Genomic DNA, 15,147 nt, shown 5'->3' with positions numbered 1-15,147 from the left:
CTGCGATAATCCGCCCCTTCCCCTCCAAAAGATCGCGCGCCGCCCTGTGGCTTGGCCGCGCCTGCCCAAGCCATCATGTCCGCCGACCAGCCGTCCCCCGTCGTTCCGCGCATCGAATCCGAAGTGCGCCGCCGCCGCACCTTCGCCATCATTTCCCACCCCGACGCGGGCAAGACCACGCTCACCGAGAAGCTGCTGCTGTTCTCGGGCGCGATCCAGATCGCCGGCTCGGTGAAGGCGCGCAAGGCCTCGCGGCATGCCACCTCGGACTGGATGGAGATCGAGAAGCAGCGCGGCATTTCGGTGGCCTCGTCGGTGATGCAGATGGAATACCGCGACTGCGTCATCAACCTGCTCGACACCCCCGGCCACCAGGACTTCTCGGAAGACACCTACCGCGTGCTGACCGCCGTGGATGCGGCACTGATGGTGATCGACGCGGCCAATGGCGTGGAGCCGCAGACGCGCCGCCTGCTGCAGGTCTGCCGCGCGCGCAACACCCCCATCCTCACCTTCGTCAACAAGATGGACCGTGAGGTGCAGGAGCCGCTGGCGCTGATGGACGAGATCGAGCGCGAGCTGGGCATGACGGTCGTGCCCTTCACCTGGCCGGTGGGCATGGGCAAGCAGTTCCATGGCGTGATGGACCTGCGCCAGCAACGCATGCGCGTGTTCGCCCCCGGCGAGGACCGCGTGGCCGGCACCGAGGAGGTGCTGGACGGCCTGGACAACCCCGCCTATGCCGAGCGCTTCGGCATGCAGTACGAGAACGCCCAGGGCGAGATCGAGCTGGTGCGCGAGGCCGCGCCCGAGTTCAATCTGGAAGACTTCCTCACCGGCCAGCAGACACCGATGTTCTTCGGCTCGGCGGTCAACAACTTCGGCGTGCAGGAAATCCTCGACGCGCTGGTGGAACTGGCGCCCGCGCCCTCCGACCGCCCCGCCATGCAGCGCGTGGTCAAGCCCGAGGAGCCCAAGTTCAGCGGCGTGGTGTTCAAGATCCAGGCCAATATGGACCCGGCGCACCGTGACCGCATCGCCTTCCTGCGCGTGGCCTCGGGCCATTTCGAGCGCGGCATGCGGCTGAAGGTGGTGCGCAGCGGCAAGGAGCTGCGCCCCAACACGGTGGTGAGCTTCCTCTCGCAGCGCCGCGAGCTGCTGGACGAGGCCTTTGCCGGCGACATCATCGGCATCCCCAACCATGGCGTCTTGCAGCTGGGCGACACCATCACCGAAGGCGAGGCCCTGCAGTTCACCGGCCTGCCCTTCTTCGCGCCGGAAATGTTCCGCTCGGTGGAAGTGGCCGACCCGCTCAAGACCAAGCAGCTGCGCGCCGGCCTCACCCAGCTGGGCGAGGAAGGCGCGATCCAGGTGTTCCGCCCGATCGCCGGCAGCGTGCTGCTGTTGGGCGCGGTGGGCCAGCTGCAGTTCGAGGTGGTGGCACACCGCCTGGAGCATGAGTACGGCGTGAAGGCGCGCATCGCGCCGAGCCGCTTCCAGGTGGCGCGCTGGGTCACCTGCGACGACGAGGCCGAGCTCAAGCGCTTCATCGCCGCCAACGACCACCGCATGGCCTACGACGCGGTGGACGCGCCCACCGTGCTGGTGGAATACGCGCCCGAGCTGCGCGCGATCGAGAGCAACTGGCCCAAGATCAAGTTCCACGCCCTGCGCGAGCATGCCGGCCTGGTGTTCCAGCAGCGCCTGGATGGGTGACGGATGGCGGCCCGGCCGGGCCGTGGCAGAGTCGGGGCTTCCCTGCTGAAAGCCCGACGATGAGCACCCTCACCACCGCCCGCCTGCGCCTCGAGCCCGTCAACGAAACCCATCTCGAGGGCCTGTACGCCCTCAACAGCCTGCCCGAGGTGATGCGCTACATCACCGGCAAGCCCGACAGCCGCGAGGACACCGTGGCCATGATCGAGCGCATCCAGCAGCGCTGGGCCCAGTTCGGTTTCGGCTGGTGGGCCTTCATCGAAATCAGCAGCGGCGAAGTCATCGGCATGGGCTGCGTGCAGCACCTGGCGCGCGACCCGGCCAACCCGCTGGAGCTCGGCTGGCGCCTGCATCCGAAGCACTGGCACCGGGGCTATGCCTCGGAGGCCGCCAAGCGCATGGCCGCCTTTGCCTTCGACGAGCTGCAGGTGCCGCTGCTGTGCGCCGTCTGCCACCACGAGAACAAGGCCTCGGCCACCGTGATGCAGCGCCTGGGCATGGTCTACAAGGGCGAGGAGCGCTGGTACGAGATGGATTGCAGCGTCTACCAGATCACGCGCGACGACTGGTCGCTGCACTCGGCCAGCTAAGCCCTTCGGTTCACGATAGCGCGCGCCGCCACCTCGGGCTGCAGCATCGCGATCTCGGCGCCCAGGCGCTGTGCCAGCGCGGCGTTCAGGTGCTGGCCATGGTGCTCCAGCGTGGCCTGCGCCAGCTTGATGATGCGGCCGTTCAGGCTGCGCGCGGCCAGCGCTACCAGGGCGCGCAGGGTCAGCTCGGGATGGCGGTTCACCAGATGGCCCATCGCCTCGCGCGCCTGCTCGTTGATGGCCGCGGCGCTTTCGCGCACCAGCTCCTGCATGGCCGGCAGGCGCGCCGCCGCCAGCTCCAGCAAGCGGGTGCGCTGGTGCGAGACGCTGAAACGCTGCGTCGCGCGGGCCGCCCAGTCCATCGCGCCGGGCAGGGCCTGGGTGCCGGCGGCGCGCGCCATCAGCTGGATCAGGCAGGCGCCCATCTCGAAGCTGCACTCGGGTCGGGCCAGCTGGGCCGCCAGCTCGGCCAGCCCGGCCGACGCCGCCTCCGCCTGGCGCAGCTGCAGCGCCAGCACCACGTCCAGCGCCTTCATCAGCATGCGCAGGCGCACGCTGTCGGGATGGAGGGTGAACGCCTCCTGCAGGAATTTGTGCGCGCGCTCGATGTCGGCCAGCCCCTGCTTGCCGCCCACGTCCAGGCTGGCCACGGCCAGCGCCACCACGCCCTGGTAGTCGAGCGCGCGCGAATGCGCGCCGATGTCCAGCGCCGCGCCCAGGTGCTCGGCCGCCGCGCCGCTGTCGCCCAGGTAGAGCTGCAGCGAGCCCAGCTTCTGCAGGCGCGAGACATTGCCGGGCGAGATCTGCACCGCCTTGCCAAACACCTCGGCGGCGGCCTCGAAATCCATCTTCTCCAGCAGCGCCCGGCCATACACGTCGTAGGCATCGACATAGGCCGGGTTCTCGGCCAGCAGGGTCTCCAGCGAGCGGCAGGCCTGCTCGGGATCGGCGCCCTCCAGCGCGATCCTGGCCAGGCCCAGGCGCGCCCAGGGCACGGCCTTGTGCGCCAGCAGCGACTCCAGCATGCGCCTCGCGGCCTCCAGTTCCTTGAGCCGCAGATACAGCTCCGAGCCGATGCGGGCGGCGTAGACCTTGTAGGGCCCGCCCTCGCGGAACATGCGCTCGCAGCGCTCGGCCGCGCCGGCGTAGTCGCCCGCCTCGATGGCCTGGAACACCTCTTTGAACGCGGCCTTGCGCTCCAGCACGATGCGCAGGCGCTCCTCGAACTGGCCGCTGGTGATGGGCTTGAGCAGGTAGTCGTCCAGCGCCCCCTCCAGCGCCGCGGCCACCTGCGGGTGGCGCGCCTCGTCGGTCACCATGATGAAGGCGGTCTGCATCGGCAGGCCCTTGGACTGGCGCAGCTCGTCCAGCAGGTCCTGCCCGCTCAAGTCATGCGCCGCCTGGCGCGAGAAGTGGAACTCGCTGAGGATGATGTCGTAGGGCTGCAGCGCCGCCTTGATCATGCGGCGCGCCTCCTCGGGCCGGCGCGCCGCCTGCACCGCGGGGATGCCCAGGTCGCGCAGCATGCGGCTCAGCACCGAGCGCAGCAACTCGCTCTCGTCGATGATGAGGGCGCTGAGCCGGCCAAGCTCCAGGCCGCCGGCCCGCGCCGCGGGCGAAAGAAAGGGGTTGGATGCCACGAGTGAAGTCCTTGCAGACGCAAGGATAGGGCCGATTCCGCCCCTCAGTTCACGGCTTGATGCTGTAGTTGGCCGGCAGCCAGATGTAGCCCTTGCCATCGGGCCGCAGACGGCCGATGCCGGGGAAGGAGACATGGGTGAAGGCCAGGTACTCGCCATTGCCTGCCGCCTCGGCATAGGTCTTCTGGCGCTGCGGCATGGCGGCGCTGGAATCGCTGTCGAAGCTGATCGTCACCGTGGGGTCGGCGAACTGCACCGCGGCCACATGCATGAGGTCGCCGCCGAAGACCATCTTCTGGCCCTTGCTCTCTGCCACGTACACGGTGTGGCCCGGCGTGTGGCCGTAGGCCGGCCGGGCGCTCACGCCCGGCACCAGCTCGACGGCGCCGTCAAAGGGTTTGAGCCGGCCTGCCTCGGCATAGGGCTTGGTGGCCGCCTGCGCACCCTTGAAGCCACCTTGCGCGGCGGCCGGCGCCTGAGCCATCTGCTCGGCGCTGAGCCAGTAGTCGGCCTCACGCTTGTCCATGCGCACCACGGCGTTCGGGAAGGCCGGCTTACCGTCGAGCATCAGCCCGCTCACATGGTCGCCATGCAGATGGGTGATGTAGACCTCGTCCACCTGCTCGGGCTGGTAGCCCGCGGCCTTCAGATTGGCCAGCAGGCGTCCCGCCGACGGCCCCCAGGCGCCGGCCGTGCCGGTATCCACCAGCACCAGCTTGCCGCCGGTGTTGATCAGGAAGCCGTTGACCGAGGTCTCCAGCGGCAAGCCCAGGTAGGCGTGCTGCAGGGCGCGCAAGACCTGACCCGGCTGGTTTTCCTTTAGCAGCTTGTCCACCGGCAGGTCCAGGGTGCCGTCGTTGAGCGCGGTGATCTCGAAGTCTCCCAGCATCATGCGGTAGTAGCCGGGCGCCTGGCTCTTGACCTGGGGCGCGGCCGCCTGTACACCAGCGGTGGCCAGCGCCAGGGCCAGCACGGCAAGACGAGACATGGAGGACATGGTGATCTCCTTGGGGTTGCAAGTGGCGGGCAGGATAGCAATCCTGCCGCATCCTTGTGCAGCCCCAGGTTTTCATGCATTCATTCATGTCGCCCAGGTGTCAGGCCACCCCGGGCAAACCCTTGCGCAATGCTACGTAAAGGTAGGCCCCGTCCCTGCGCTAGGCTGAGCCCACCTACATTCGTCATTCGGTCTGCACTGCCGCGGCATGTAGAACAGCGAGCGAGAAAAAAGAAAAGCGTTTCCTCATGAGCGAACTGATACTCGAGACAACAGGGCTCAGCAAGGACTTCAAGGGCTTCACGGCGGTCGACAACGTGAACCTGCAGGTCCAGCGTGGCCATATCCACGCCCTGATCGGCCCCAACGGCGCCGGCAAGACCACCTGCTTCAACCTGCTCACCAAGTTCCTCGAGCCGACGCGCGGCAAGATCCTCTTCAACGGCATCGACATCACCGGCGAGAAGCCGGCCGAAATCGCGCGCCGCGGCGTGATCCGCTCGTTCCAGATCTCGGCCGTGTTTCCGCACCTCACCGTGCTGGAGAACGTGCGCATCGGCCTGCAGCGCTTCACCGGCACCAGCTTCCACTTCTGGAAGGGCCTGACCGGCCTGAAGCAGCTGGACGCGCGCGTGCTGGCGCTCTTGGAGCTGGTGGACCTGCGCGAGATGGCGCAGCTGAAGGCGGGCGACCTGCCCTATGGCCGCAAGCGCGCGCTGGAGATCGCCACCACCATGGCCATGGAGCCCGAGCTGATGCTGCTGGACGAGCCCACCCAGGGCATGGGCCATGAGGACGTGGAGCGCGTCACCGACCTCATCAAGCGCGTGGCCGAGGGCCGCACCGTGCTGATGGTTGAACACAATATGCGCGTGATCTCGCGCATCGCCAACCGCATCACCGTGCTGGCGCGCGGCGCGGTGCTGGCCGAGGGCGATTACGACACCGTCTCCAAGCACCCCGCGGTGCTGGAGGCCTATATGGGCAGCGAAGCCGCCGAGTTGCAAGGAGCGCATTGAGCATGAGCGAAATCGCGCTGCAAATAGAGAACCTGCACGCCTGGTACGGCGAGAGCCACATCCTGCACGGCATCAGCCTGGCCGTGCCCAAGGGTCAGGTCATGACCCTCTTGGGCCGCAACGGCGCCGGCCGCACCACCACGCTGCGCGCCATCATGGGCCTGACCGGCGCGCGCAAGGGCTCGATCAAGGTGCATGGCGTGGAGAGCATTCACCTGCCCACCCACAAGATCGCCCATCTGGGCATCGGCTACTGCCCGGAAGAGCGCGGCATCTTCGCCTCGCTCAGCACCGAGGAGAACCTGCGCCTGCCGCCGCTGCTGAAGGGCGGCCGCGCCAAGCCCATGAGCGAGCAGCAGATCTACGCCATGTTCCCCAACCTGGCCGAGCGCAAGCACAGCCAGGGCACGCGGCTCTCGGGCGGCGAGCAGCAGATGCTGGCGGTGGCGCGCATCCTGCGCGTGGGCGCCGACATCCTGCTGCTCGACGAGATCTCCGAAGGCCTGGCCCCGGTGATCGTGCAGGCGCTGGCGCGCATGATCAGGGCGCTCAAGGCCGAGGGCTTCACCGTCGTGATGGTGGAGCAGAACTTCCGCTTCGCCGCGCCGCTGGCCGACCATTTCGTCGTCATCGAGCATGGCGAGGTGGTGGAGTCGTTCCCGGCGTCGGAACTGCCCGCCAAACAAGCCAAGCTCGACGAGCTACTCAGTGTCTGAATGATTGATCAACGATCACCTAGAAGGAGACAGTCCATGAAATCCAGCAGCTTCAAACGCATCGCCCTGGCCAGCCTGCTTGCCTGCGGCGGCGCGGCCCAGGCCCAGATCTCGGGGGATGTGGTCAAGATCGGCATCATCACCGACATGTCCAGCGTCTATGCCGACATCGACGGCGCTGGCGGCGTCGAGGCCATCAAGATGGCGATCGCCGACATGAAGGGCCAGGTGGCCGGCAAGAAGATCGAGGTGCTGTTCGCCGACCACCAGAACAAGGCCGACGTGGCCGCCTCCAAGGCGCGCGAGTGGATCGACACCCAGGGCCTGGACCTGCTGATCGGCGGCACCAACTCGGGCACCAACCTGGCCATGGCCAAGATCGCGGCCGAGAAGAAGCGCCCCTTCATCTCGATCGGCGCCGGCACCTCGCGCATGACCAACGAGGACTGCACGCCCTACACCATCCACTACGCCTACGACACCGTGGCCCTGGCCAATGGCACGGGCGCGGCCGTCACCAAGGGCGGCGGCAAGAGCTGGTACTTCCTGACCGCCGACTATGCCTTCGGCGCCTCGCTGCAGAACGACACCTCGGCGGTGGTCACCAAGAGCGGCGGCACCGTCAAGGGCGCCGTCAAGCACCCGCTCAACGCCAGCGACTTCAGCTCCTTCCTGCTGCAGGCGCAGGGCTCGGGCGCGCAGATCCTGGGCCTGGCGAATGCCGGCGGCGACACCATCAACGCCATCAAGGCGGCCAACGAGTTCGGCATCACCAAGACCATGAAGCTGGCCGGCCTGCTGATGTTCATCAACGACATCCACTCGCTGGGCCTGAAGACCACCGAGGGCATGTACCTGACCGACAGCTGGTACTGGAACCAGAGCCCCGAGGCGCGCGCCTGGAGCCGCCGCTTCTTCGAGAAGATGAAGCGCATGCCTTCGTCGATCCAGGCCGCCGACTACTCGGCCGCCATGCATTACCTGAAGGCCGTGGAAGCCGCCAAGAGCGACGACGCCGACAAGGTGCTGGCCAAGATGAAGGACACGCCAATCAACGACATGTACACCAAGGGCACGATCCGCAAGGAAGACGGCCGCGGCGTGCACGACATGTTCCTGCTGCAGGTGAAGAGCCAGAAGGAGTCCACCGAACCCTGGGACTACTTCAAGGTCGTGACGCGCATCCCGGGCGACGAGGCCTTCACCAAGCTGGCCGACTCCAAGTGCCCGGCCGTGAAGAAGTGATGATGAAAAGAAAAGCTTGAGCAGGCTGAACCGAGATGACTGATTTCTTTGGCATACCGCTGCCCGCCCTCCTGGGGCAGCTGCTGCTGGGCCTGGTGAATGGCTCGTTCTACGCGATGCTGTCGCTGGGCCTGGCGGTCATCTTCGGCATGCTCAACATCATCAACTTCGCCCATGGCGCGCTCTACATGATGGGCGCCTTCCTGGCCTGGATGGGCCTGGAATACCTGGGCATCAACTACTGGGCCATGCTGCTGCTGGCGCCGCTGGTGGTGGGCGCGCTGGGCATCGTGATCGAGCGCGCGCTGCTGCAATGGCTCTACAAGCTGGACCATATCTATGGCCTCTTGCTGACCTTCGGCATCACCCTCGTCACCGAGGGCATCTTCCGCAGCTTCTACGGCGTCTCGGGCCAGCAGTACGCGGTGCCCGAGGCCCTGCAGGGCGCCACCAACCTGGGCTTCATGATCCTGCCCAATTACCGCGCCTGGGTGGTGGTGGCCTCCATCACCGTCTGCATCGCGGTCTGGGCCCTGATCGAGAAGACCTCGCTGGGCGCCACGCTGCGCGCCGGCACCGAGAACGCCAAGCTGGTGCAGGCCTTCGGCATCAATGTGCCGCGCATGATCACCCTCACCTACGCCGGCGGCGTGGCACTGGCCGCCTTTGCGGGCGTGCTGGCCGCGCCCATCCTGCAGGTCTCGGCGCTGATGGGCAGCAATCTCATCATCGTGGTGTTCGCGGTGGTGGTGATCGGCGGCATGGGCTCCATCCTCGGCTCCATCCTCACCGGTCTGGGCCTGGGCGTGATCGAGGGCCTGACCAAGGTGTTCTATCCCGAGGCCTCCAACACCGTGGTGTTCGTGGTGATGGCCATCGTCTTGCTGGTCCGCCCGGCGGGTCTGTTCGGAAAAGAGAAATGAACGGAAGAAACCCCCTGCCCGGCTACGCCGCCCTGTTCATCGCCATCGCGGCGCTGCCGCTGCTGGGCGTGTACCCCATCTTCGTGATGAAGGTGCTGTGCTACGCCCTGTTCGCCTGCGCCTTCAACCTGCTGATCGGCTACACCGGCCTGCTGAGCTTCGGCCATGCCGCCTTCCTGGGCACGGCCGCCTATGTGGCCGGCCATGCGCTCAAGGTCTGGGGCCTGCCGGCGCCGCTGGGCGTGCTGCTGGGCGCGGCCTGCGCCGGCGCGATGGGCCTGCTGTTCGGCCTGCTGGCGATCAAGCGCGCCGGCATCTACTTCTCGATGATCACGCTGGCGCTGAGCCAGATGCTGTTCTTCGTGTTCCTGCAAGCCTCCTTCACCGGCGGCGAGGACGGCCTGCAATCGGTGCCGCGCGGCAGCCTGCTGGGCCTGGACCTGACGCAAGACCTGACCCTGTTCTATGTGGTGCTGGGGATCTTCATCGCCGCCTTCTGGCTGATCTACCGCACCGTGCACTCGCCCTTCGGCCAGGTGCTGACCTCGATCCGCGAGAACGAGCCGCGCGCCATCTCGCTGGGCTACGACGTCGATCGCTTCAAGCTGGTGGCCTTCGTGCTCTCGGCCACCCTGGCCGGCCTGGCCGGCGCCACCAAGACCCTGGTGCTGGGCTTTGCCACCCTCACCGACGCGATCTGGACCACCTCGGGCCTGGTGATCCTGATGACCCTGGTGGGCGGCATGGGCACCATGATCGGCCCGATGGTGGGCGCGCTGATCATCATCGCGCTGGAAAACAAGATCGGCGACCTGGGCCAGGCGCTGGCCAACCTCACCGGCATCGCCTGGTTCAACGGCCTGGGCGAATCGGTGAGCCTGGTGACCGGCCTGATCTTCATCGTCTGCGTGCTGGCCTTCCGCCGCGGCGTGGTGGGCGAGGCCTGGGCGCTGTGGGAGAAGCTGCGCGCACCGCGCGCCTCCTAGCCCCGGCCGCATGGGCGGCGGGCCACACCGGCCCGCATGCCAGAATCCCGCCCATGAGCCCTCCCCGCGGCCCGGCCCAGATCGCCGACCTGCCCAAGTTCGATGCCCTGATCGACGCCCGCTCGCCCGCCGAGTACGCGCTCGACCACATTCCCGGCGCCATCAATTGCCCCGTGCTCGACGATGCCGAGCGCATCGTCGTCGGCACGCTCTACAAGCAGCAGGGCGCCTTCGAGGCGCGGCGCGTGGGCGGCGCGATGGTGGCGGCCAATCTGGCGCGCCATCTGCAGACCGCGTTCAAGGACAAGCCGCACGACTGGAAGCCGCTGATCTATTGCTGGCGCGGCGGCATGCGCAGTGGCTCCATGGTGCAGTGGCTGCGCCTGGTGGGCTGGGACGCCCAGCAGCTGGCGGGCGGCTACAAGCGCTACCGCGCCCATGTGATCGAGTCGCTAGCCCGCCTGGCGCCGCAGCTGCCGCTGCAGGTGCTGTGCGGCGCCACCGGCAGCGCCAAGACGCGCGTGCTGCAGGCGCTGCAGCGCCAGGGCGCCCAGGTGCTGGACCTGGAGGGCCTGGCCTGCCACAAGGGCTCGATGCTGGGGGCCCTGCCCGGCCAGCCGCAGCCCTCGCAGAAAGCCTTCGAGACCACGCTGGCCGATGCCATCGAGGGCTTCGACCTCGGCCGCCCGGTGTTCGTGGAGGCCGAGAGCCGCAAGATCGGCAAGCTGAGCCTGCCCACCGCCCTGCTGGAGCGCCTGCGCGAAAGCCCCTGCATCGAGATTGCCGCCAGCGACGCCGCGCGCCAGGCCTTTCTGCTGCGCGACTACGCCTACCTGGGCGAGGACCGCGAGGCCCTGGCCGCCATCCTCGACCGCCTGCGCGCCACCCATGGCCATGAGGTGGTGAACCGCTGGCAGGCCTGGGCGCGCGCCGGCGAACTGGCGCCGCTGTTCGCCGAGCTCACCCAGCTGCACTACGACCCGCATTACGCGCGCTCGCAGGCCAGCAATTTCAAGCACTGGGGCGAACGGCGTCAGCTCGCCGCCGAGGCCTTGGACGAGCCGGCGATCGAGGCCTTGGCGGCCGGCTTGCTCGGCTGACGCGCAAACACCAGTACATTGCCCGCCATCACCAGCGCCAGCCCCAGCAGCGCCGGCGCGCTCCAGGCATAGCCCTCGGCCCAGGCCGAGACGTTCAGCGCCACCACCGGGAACAGCACGGTGGCATAGGCGGCGCGCTCCGGGCCCAGGCGACCCACCAGGGTCAGGTAGGCGGTGAAGCCGATCACCGAGCCCGGGATGGCCAGGTAGAGCAGCGCGGCGCTGTAGCGCCAGCCCGGCTCGTAGCTGAAGGGCACGCCGGCCAGCAGGCAGTAGCTCAGCAGCACCAGGGTGCCCACCAGCATGCCCCAGGCATTCGTCTGCGCCGGCGCCAGGCCGCGGCCCTGCAGCGCGGCCGAGAGCAGATTGCCGGTGGAAAAGCACAGCGTGCCGGCCAGCGCCCAGGCCAGGCCCTGCAGGCTCGCACTGCTGGCACGGCCGATCTCGGGCCAGAACAGCGCCAGCAAGCCCGCCAGGCCCAGCAGGCCGCCGGCCAGCACGCGCGGCGCCAGCACACGGCCGTGGATGAGGCGCGCCAGCAGGGCATTCCAGAGCGTGGCGCTGGAGAACACCACCGCCACCAGGCCGCTCGCCAGGGTCTGGCTGGCCTGCAGAAAGCACACGAAGTTGCAGCAGAACAGGCACAGGCCCTGGCCCAGCACCCACAGCGCGGCCTTGCCGCGCGGCGGCTGCAGGCGCCGCTGCCAGGCCAGCCAGGCAAACAGGATCAGGGCCGCGAGGCCGAAGCGGTAGGCGATCGAGAGCGGGATCGCCACCACGCCGAGCTGCCATTTCAGTGCGATCCAGGTGGTACCCCAGATCAGCACCACCAGGGGGTAGAGAAAAATTGCATTCATGGCCGCCAGCATGGCAGGCAAGGCGCCGGAAACTTGCACGATCCTGCGCTTTGCAGCCTGCCGCGCCGGCACGGCACGCCGGCCTTGGTTAGCATGGCGGCACCATGCCAGCTCGCCCGCTATTGCCCGAACGCGTCGACCAGGTGCTGAGCCGCTCGCGCGCCCGCGCCGAGCGCCGCAGCGCGCTGGGCGACGGCCTCGAGCTGGTGCAATGGGCCAATGCGCATGACCGCACCGCCTATCTGCAGCCCGGCCATCACACGCTCTCGGTCTATCTGGAAGGTGGCTGGCAGACCGAGCTGCTGGGCCAGCCCGGCGCCCATGGTTCGCCCGGCTGCCACTGCCTGCTGCCGGCCGAGCATGAGTCGCAATGGCTGATCGGCAGCCCGCAGCGCTTCGTGCACCTGTACTGGAGCGGCAGCGCCTGGGCCGACCGCGTGGTGCAGCTGCTCGACGCCGAGCCGCGCGGCATGAGCTTGCAGACGCGCATCTTTGCCCAGGATGCCGCGCTGGCCGGCTGGGCCCGCGCGGTGACGGCGCTGGACTGGGCCGACCCGCTGCAGCGCCTGCGCGCGCAGGAGCTCAGCCATGCCGCGCTGGACCGCCTGCTGCTGCAGGCCGCCACCCCGGCACAGCGCGGCGCGGCGCTGCGGCCCCGGGGCGGCCTCGCCAGCGCCACGCGGCGCCAGCTGCTGGCCTATGTGGAAGCGCATCTGGCCGGCCCCAGCGAGGCGCTGAGCCTGGCCCGCCTGGCCGGGCTGGCGCATCTCTCCGAATTCCATTTCGCGCGCATGTTCCGCGTCGCCATGGGCTGCTCGGTGCAGCAATGGATCGCGCAGCGCCGCCTGCGGCGCGCGCAGGAACTGCTGCGCCATGGTCGCATGGGGCTGGCCGAGATCGCGCTGCAATGTGGCTATGCCAGCCCCAGCCACCTGAGCCACAGCCTGAAACGCGCGCTCGGCATCACGCCCAGCCAGTACCGCAGGCAAGTTCAGGCGTAGCATCGGCGCGTCCGCGTTAGCCACCTACCGCCGCCGCCATGCCTCATACGCTCGCACCCAGCACAGGCTGGAAGGAACAGATCGCCGCCGACGAGGCCCAGCGCTTCGACGCCTATGTGGAGATCTTCCGCGCCATCCAGGCGCGCAAGTCGCGTAAATATGGCGCCGGCCGCACCCTGCACCGCAAGCAGCTGACGGCCGCCCGCGGCCTGCTGGAGGTGCTGGGCGATTTGCCCGAGTTCGCGCGCCACGGCCTGTTCGCTGCACCGGGGCGTTATGAGACCTGGCTGCGCCTGTCCAACGGCGGCCTCGACCACGCGCCCGACAAGACCCCCGACATCCGCGGCCTCGCCATCAAGGTGCTGGGCGTGCAGGGCGAAGCGGCGCTGGGCAACGGGCCGGCCAAGAGCCAGGACTTCCTGCTCATCAACCAGGAGAAGTTCGCCTTCCCCAGGAGCGACGAGTTCGTGGCCTTCGTGCAGGCGGCCGCCGATGGCGGCGGTGCGCTGCTCAAGCACCTCTTCAAGCGCTACGGCCCGCTGGGCGGCGTGGCGCAGCTGGCCAGCATGCTCAAGACCGTGAGCCGGCCCTTCGGCGGCTTTGCCACCGAGCCCCTGCACAGCGTCCTGCCGATCGCCTGCGGCCCCTATGCGGTGCGCGTGCGCCTGGTGCCGGCCGCATCCAATGGCGGCGCCACGCCGGGCGCCAAGGCGAAGAAGAAAGCAGCAGACTTCTGGGGCGCCGACTTTGCCGCCCGCCTGGCCAGCCAGGAGCTGGCCTGGGAGCTGCAGCTGCAGCCCTTCGTGAACGAGAGCCACACGCCGATCGAGGACGCCTCGGTGAACTGGGACACGCCCTACACCACCGTGGCGCGCCTGCTGCTGCCGCAGCAGGACAGCGGCTCCGCGGCCGGCCAGGCGCTGGCACAACAGGCCGAGGCCGGCGTGTTCGACCCCTGGCAGGCCCTAGCCGCGCACCGCCCGCTGGGCGAGGTGCAGCGCGCGCGCAAGGTGGTGTACTTCGCCAGCCAGCAGGGCCGCGGCGCGGCATAGACCAACAGTCTGCCGCCCCCACATGCGCCGCTCATCCAGCTTTGTTCTCCTGGCCGCCCTGCTGCTCGCGCTGGCCGGCACCGCCCGGGCCGCGGATGGCGACATCCTCGCCCGCACGACCATGGCCGTGCCCGCGGATGCGCCCTATGTGGCCGAGCAGATCGTCTACGAGTCGGACGGGCTGCGCATCGCCGGCTTTCTGTCCTATCCCAAGTCCGCGCCCGCCGGGCCGGCCCGGCTGCCCTGCGTGATCTGGAACCGCGGCGGCAACCGCGAATTCGGCGCCATCACGCCCGCCTTCTTCCTCGCGCGGGCCGCGCGCCTGGCGAGCTGGGGCTATGTGCTATTCGCCTCCAACTACCGAGGCGCGCCGGGCTCGGAGGGCCGCGAGGAATTCGGCGGCGCCGATGTCAACGATGTGCTGAACGGGCTGCGCGTGTTCGACCAGCTGCCCTTTGCCGACCCGGCGCGCATCGGCATGTGGGGGCACTCGCGCGGCGGCATGATGACCTATCTGGCGCTCACCCGCAGCGACCGCATCCGCGCCGCCATCGTCGGCGCGGGGCCGACCGACCTGGCCCGCTGGATCCGCGAGCGGCCAGAGATGGAGAGCGAGGTCGCAGCCGAGCTGGTGCCGCAATGGGTCACGCAGCGCAGCAAGGCCATCGCCGAGCGCTCGGCGCTGCGCTTCGTCGAGCGCCTGCCGAAAAACGTGCCCATGCTGCTGATGCACGGCAGCGCCGACAAGCGCGTCAACCCGCGCGACTCGATGGACATGGCCCAGGCCCTGTTCGCCAGCCAGCGGCCGTTCCGGCTCTTGATCGTCGAGGGCGCCGACCACACCTTCAGCGAACGCCCCGACGACTACAACCTCGCCGCGCGCGACTGGCTGGACCGCTACGTACGCGACCGCGCCCCGCTGCCCGACCTGACGCCGCATGGGCGCTGATGATCACCAGCGCCCATGCGCCTCCAACTGACCCAATCTCCATAACGCCTCGGGCACGCGCATACCGCTGAGGCGGCCATCGGCGTCAGCAGCGAAACTTGTGGGGTGGCGGATTCGCCGGGCTGATATTGGGGCGTGGATTGGCGGGCGAGCCATGGAAACCAAATAGGGGCGCGCGGTGCGGCTCAGGCACACGGCCGATGGCAGGGAGCGCGACCGTGTGATGCAGAAAAACTGCGCCCTGGAACCTAGTTGGGCCTCAAGATCGCTCACCCTATTTGACCTGCTCGGGTTTATCGAGACAGTAATTCCTAGAAGACGGCGGGTTGCAGGTCTTGGCGGAGTTGCTGTTTGAA

Annotated in this window: 14 protein-coding genes; 11 read left to right on the top strand and 3 right to left on the bottom strand. The window is 68.5% G+C overall.

Annotation, left to right across the window (positions count from 1 at the left end):
- The first annotated feature begins 75 nt into the window (after nucleotides 1–75).
- Nucleotides 76–1,716 carry a peptide chain release factor 3 gene (locus tag AC3WQY_RS24105; protein ID WP_285234608.1) on the top strand — a complete coding sequence of 547 codons (1,641 nt, stop codon included), beginning with the start codon at nucleotides 76–78 and terminating at the stop codon, nucleotides 1,714–1,716.
- Nucleotides 1,717–1,775: 59 nt separating this feature from the next.
- Nucleotides 1,776–2,306, top strand: coding sequence for a GNAT family N-acetyltransferase (locus AC3WQY_RS24100; RefSeq protein WP_285234607.1), 531 nt, complete (start codon nucleotides 1,776–1,778; stop codon nucleotides 2,304–2,306).
- On the opposite strand, the gene AC3WQY_RS24095 is transcribed toward AC3WQY_RS24100, so the two are convergent.
- Both AC3WQY_RS24095 and AC3WQY_RS24090 read right to left on the bottom strand, forming a co-directional pair.
- Nucleotides 2,303–3,946 (bottom strand): response regulator, encoded by a 1,644-nt coding sequence (locus AC3WQY_RS24095; RefSeq protein WP_492711126.1) that lies wholly within the window; start codon nucleotides 3,944–3,946, stop codon nucleotides 2,303–2,305. The genes AC3WQY_RS24100 and AC3WQY_RS24095 overlap by 4 nt on opposite strands.
- A 49-nt stretch (nucleotides 3,947–3,995) precedes the next feature.
- Complete coding sequence (locus tag AC3WQY_RS24090) at nucleotides 3,996–4,943, bottom strand: MBL fold metallo-hydrolase (protein ID WP_492711124.1); 948 nt, start codon at nucleotides 4,941–4,943, stop codon at nucleotides 3,996–3,998.
- A gap of 248 nt (nucleotides 4,944–5,191) precedes the next feature.
- Here AC3WQY_RS24090 and AC3WQY_RS24085 point away from each other — a divergent pair, with 248 nt between their 5' ends.
- Genes AC3WQY_RS24085 through mnmH form a run of 6 tightly spaced genes read left to right on the top strand, consistent with a single transcriptional unit; the run spans nucleotide 5,192 to nucleotide 10,932 of the window.
- Nucleotides 5,192–5,962: an ABC transporter ATP-binding protein gene (locus AC3WQY_RS24085; protein ID WP_492711123.1), complete on the top strand. Its 771-nt coding sequence runs from the start codon at nucleotides 5,192–5,194 to the stop codon at nucleotides 5,960–5,962.
- Nucleotides 5,963–5,964: 2 nt separating this feature from the next.
- Nucleotides 5,965–6,678: an ABC transporter ATP-binding protein gene (locus AC3WQY_RS24080; RefSeq protein ID WP_492711122.1), complete on the top strand. Its 714-nt coding sequence runs from the start codon at nucleotides 5,965–5,967 to the stop codon at nucleotides 6,676–6,678.
- Between the two features lie 36 nt (nucleotides 6,679–6,714).
- On the top strand, nucleotides 6,715–7,923 hold the full coding sequence (locus AC3WQY_RS24075; RefSeq protein WP_492711121.1) for an ABC transporter substrate-binding protein: 1,209 nt from the start codon (nucleotides 6,715–6,717) through the stop codon (nucleotides 7,921–7,923).
- A gap of 35 nt (nucleotides 7,924–7,958) precedes the next feature.
- On the top strand, nucleotides 7,959–8,846 hold the full coding sequence (locus tag AC3WQY_RS24070) for a branched-chain amino acid ABC transporter permease (RefSeq protein WP_285234601.1): 888 nt from the start codon (nucleotides 7,959–7,961) through the stop codon (nucleotides 8,844–8,846).
- Entirely contained in the window at nucleotides 8,843–9,832 is a 990-nt protein-coding gene (locus AC3WQY_RS24065; protein ID WP_285234600.1) for a branched-chain amino acid ABC transporter permease, read from the top strand. Before AC3WQY_RS24070 ends, AC3WQY_RS24065 begins: the two co-directional genes overlap by 4 nt.
- A 53-nt stretch (nucleotides 9,833–9,885) precedes the next feature.
- Nucleotides 9,886–10,932 carry a tRNA 2-selenouridine(34) synthase MnmH gene (gene mnmH, locus AC3WQY_RS24060; protein ID WP_492711119.1) on the top strand — a complete coding sequence of 349 codons (1,047 nt, stop codon included), beginning with the start codon at nucleotides 9,886–9,888 and terminating at the stop codon, nucleotides 10,930–10,932.
- On the opposite strand, the gene AC3WQY_RS24055 is transcribed toward mnmH, so the two are convergent.
- Entirely contained in the window at nucleotides 10,866–11,789 is a 924-nt protein-coding gene (locus AC3WQY_RS24055) for a DMT family transporter (RefSeq protein WP_492711118.1), read from the bottom strand. The genes mnmH and AC3WQY_RS24055 overlap by 67 nt on opposite strands.
- Before the next feature lie 104 nt (nucleotides 11,790–11,893).
- On the opposite strand from AC3WQY_RS24055, the gene AC3WQY_RS24050 reads away from it, so the two are divergent.
- Genes AC3WQY_RS24050 through AC3WQY_RS24040 form a run of 3 tightly spaced genes read left to right on the top strand, consistent with a single transcriptional unit; the run spans nucleotide 11,894 to nucleotide 14,791 of the window.
- A complete protein-coding gene (locus AC3WQY_RS24050) occupies nucleotides 11,894–12,790 on the top strand; it encodes a helix-turn-helix domain-containing protein (protein ID WP_492711117.1) in 897 nt (298 codons plus the stop codon).
- Between the two features lie 38 nt (nucleotides 12,791–12,828).
- Complete coding sequence (locus AC3WQY_RS24045; RefSeq protein WP_492711116.1) at nucleotides 12,829–13,842, top strand: catalase family protein; 1,014 nt, start codon at nucleotides 12,829–12,831, stop codon at nucleotides 13,840–13,842.
- Between the two features lie 22 nt (nucleotides 13,843–13,864).
- On the top strand, nucleotides 13,865–14,791 hold the full coding sequence (locus AC3WQY_RS24040; RefSeq protein WP_492711114.1) for an alpha/beta hydrolase family protein: 927 nt from the start codon (nucleotides 13,865–13,867) through the stop codon (nucleotides 14,789–14,791).
- Nucleotides 14,792–15,147 lie beyond the last annotated feature (356 nt).

Source organism: Roseateles sp. FW301-B2 (genome assembly GCF_058788955.1).
This window is presented reverse-complemented; position numbering and strand designations above follow the sequence as displayed.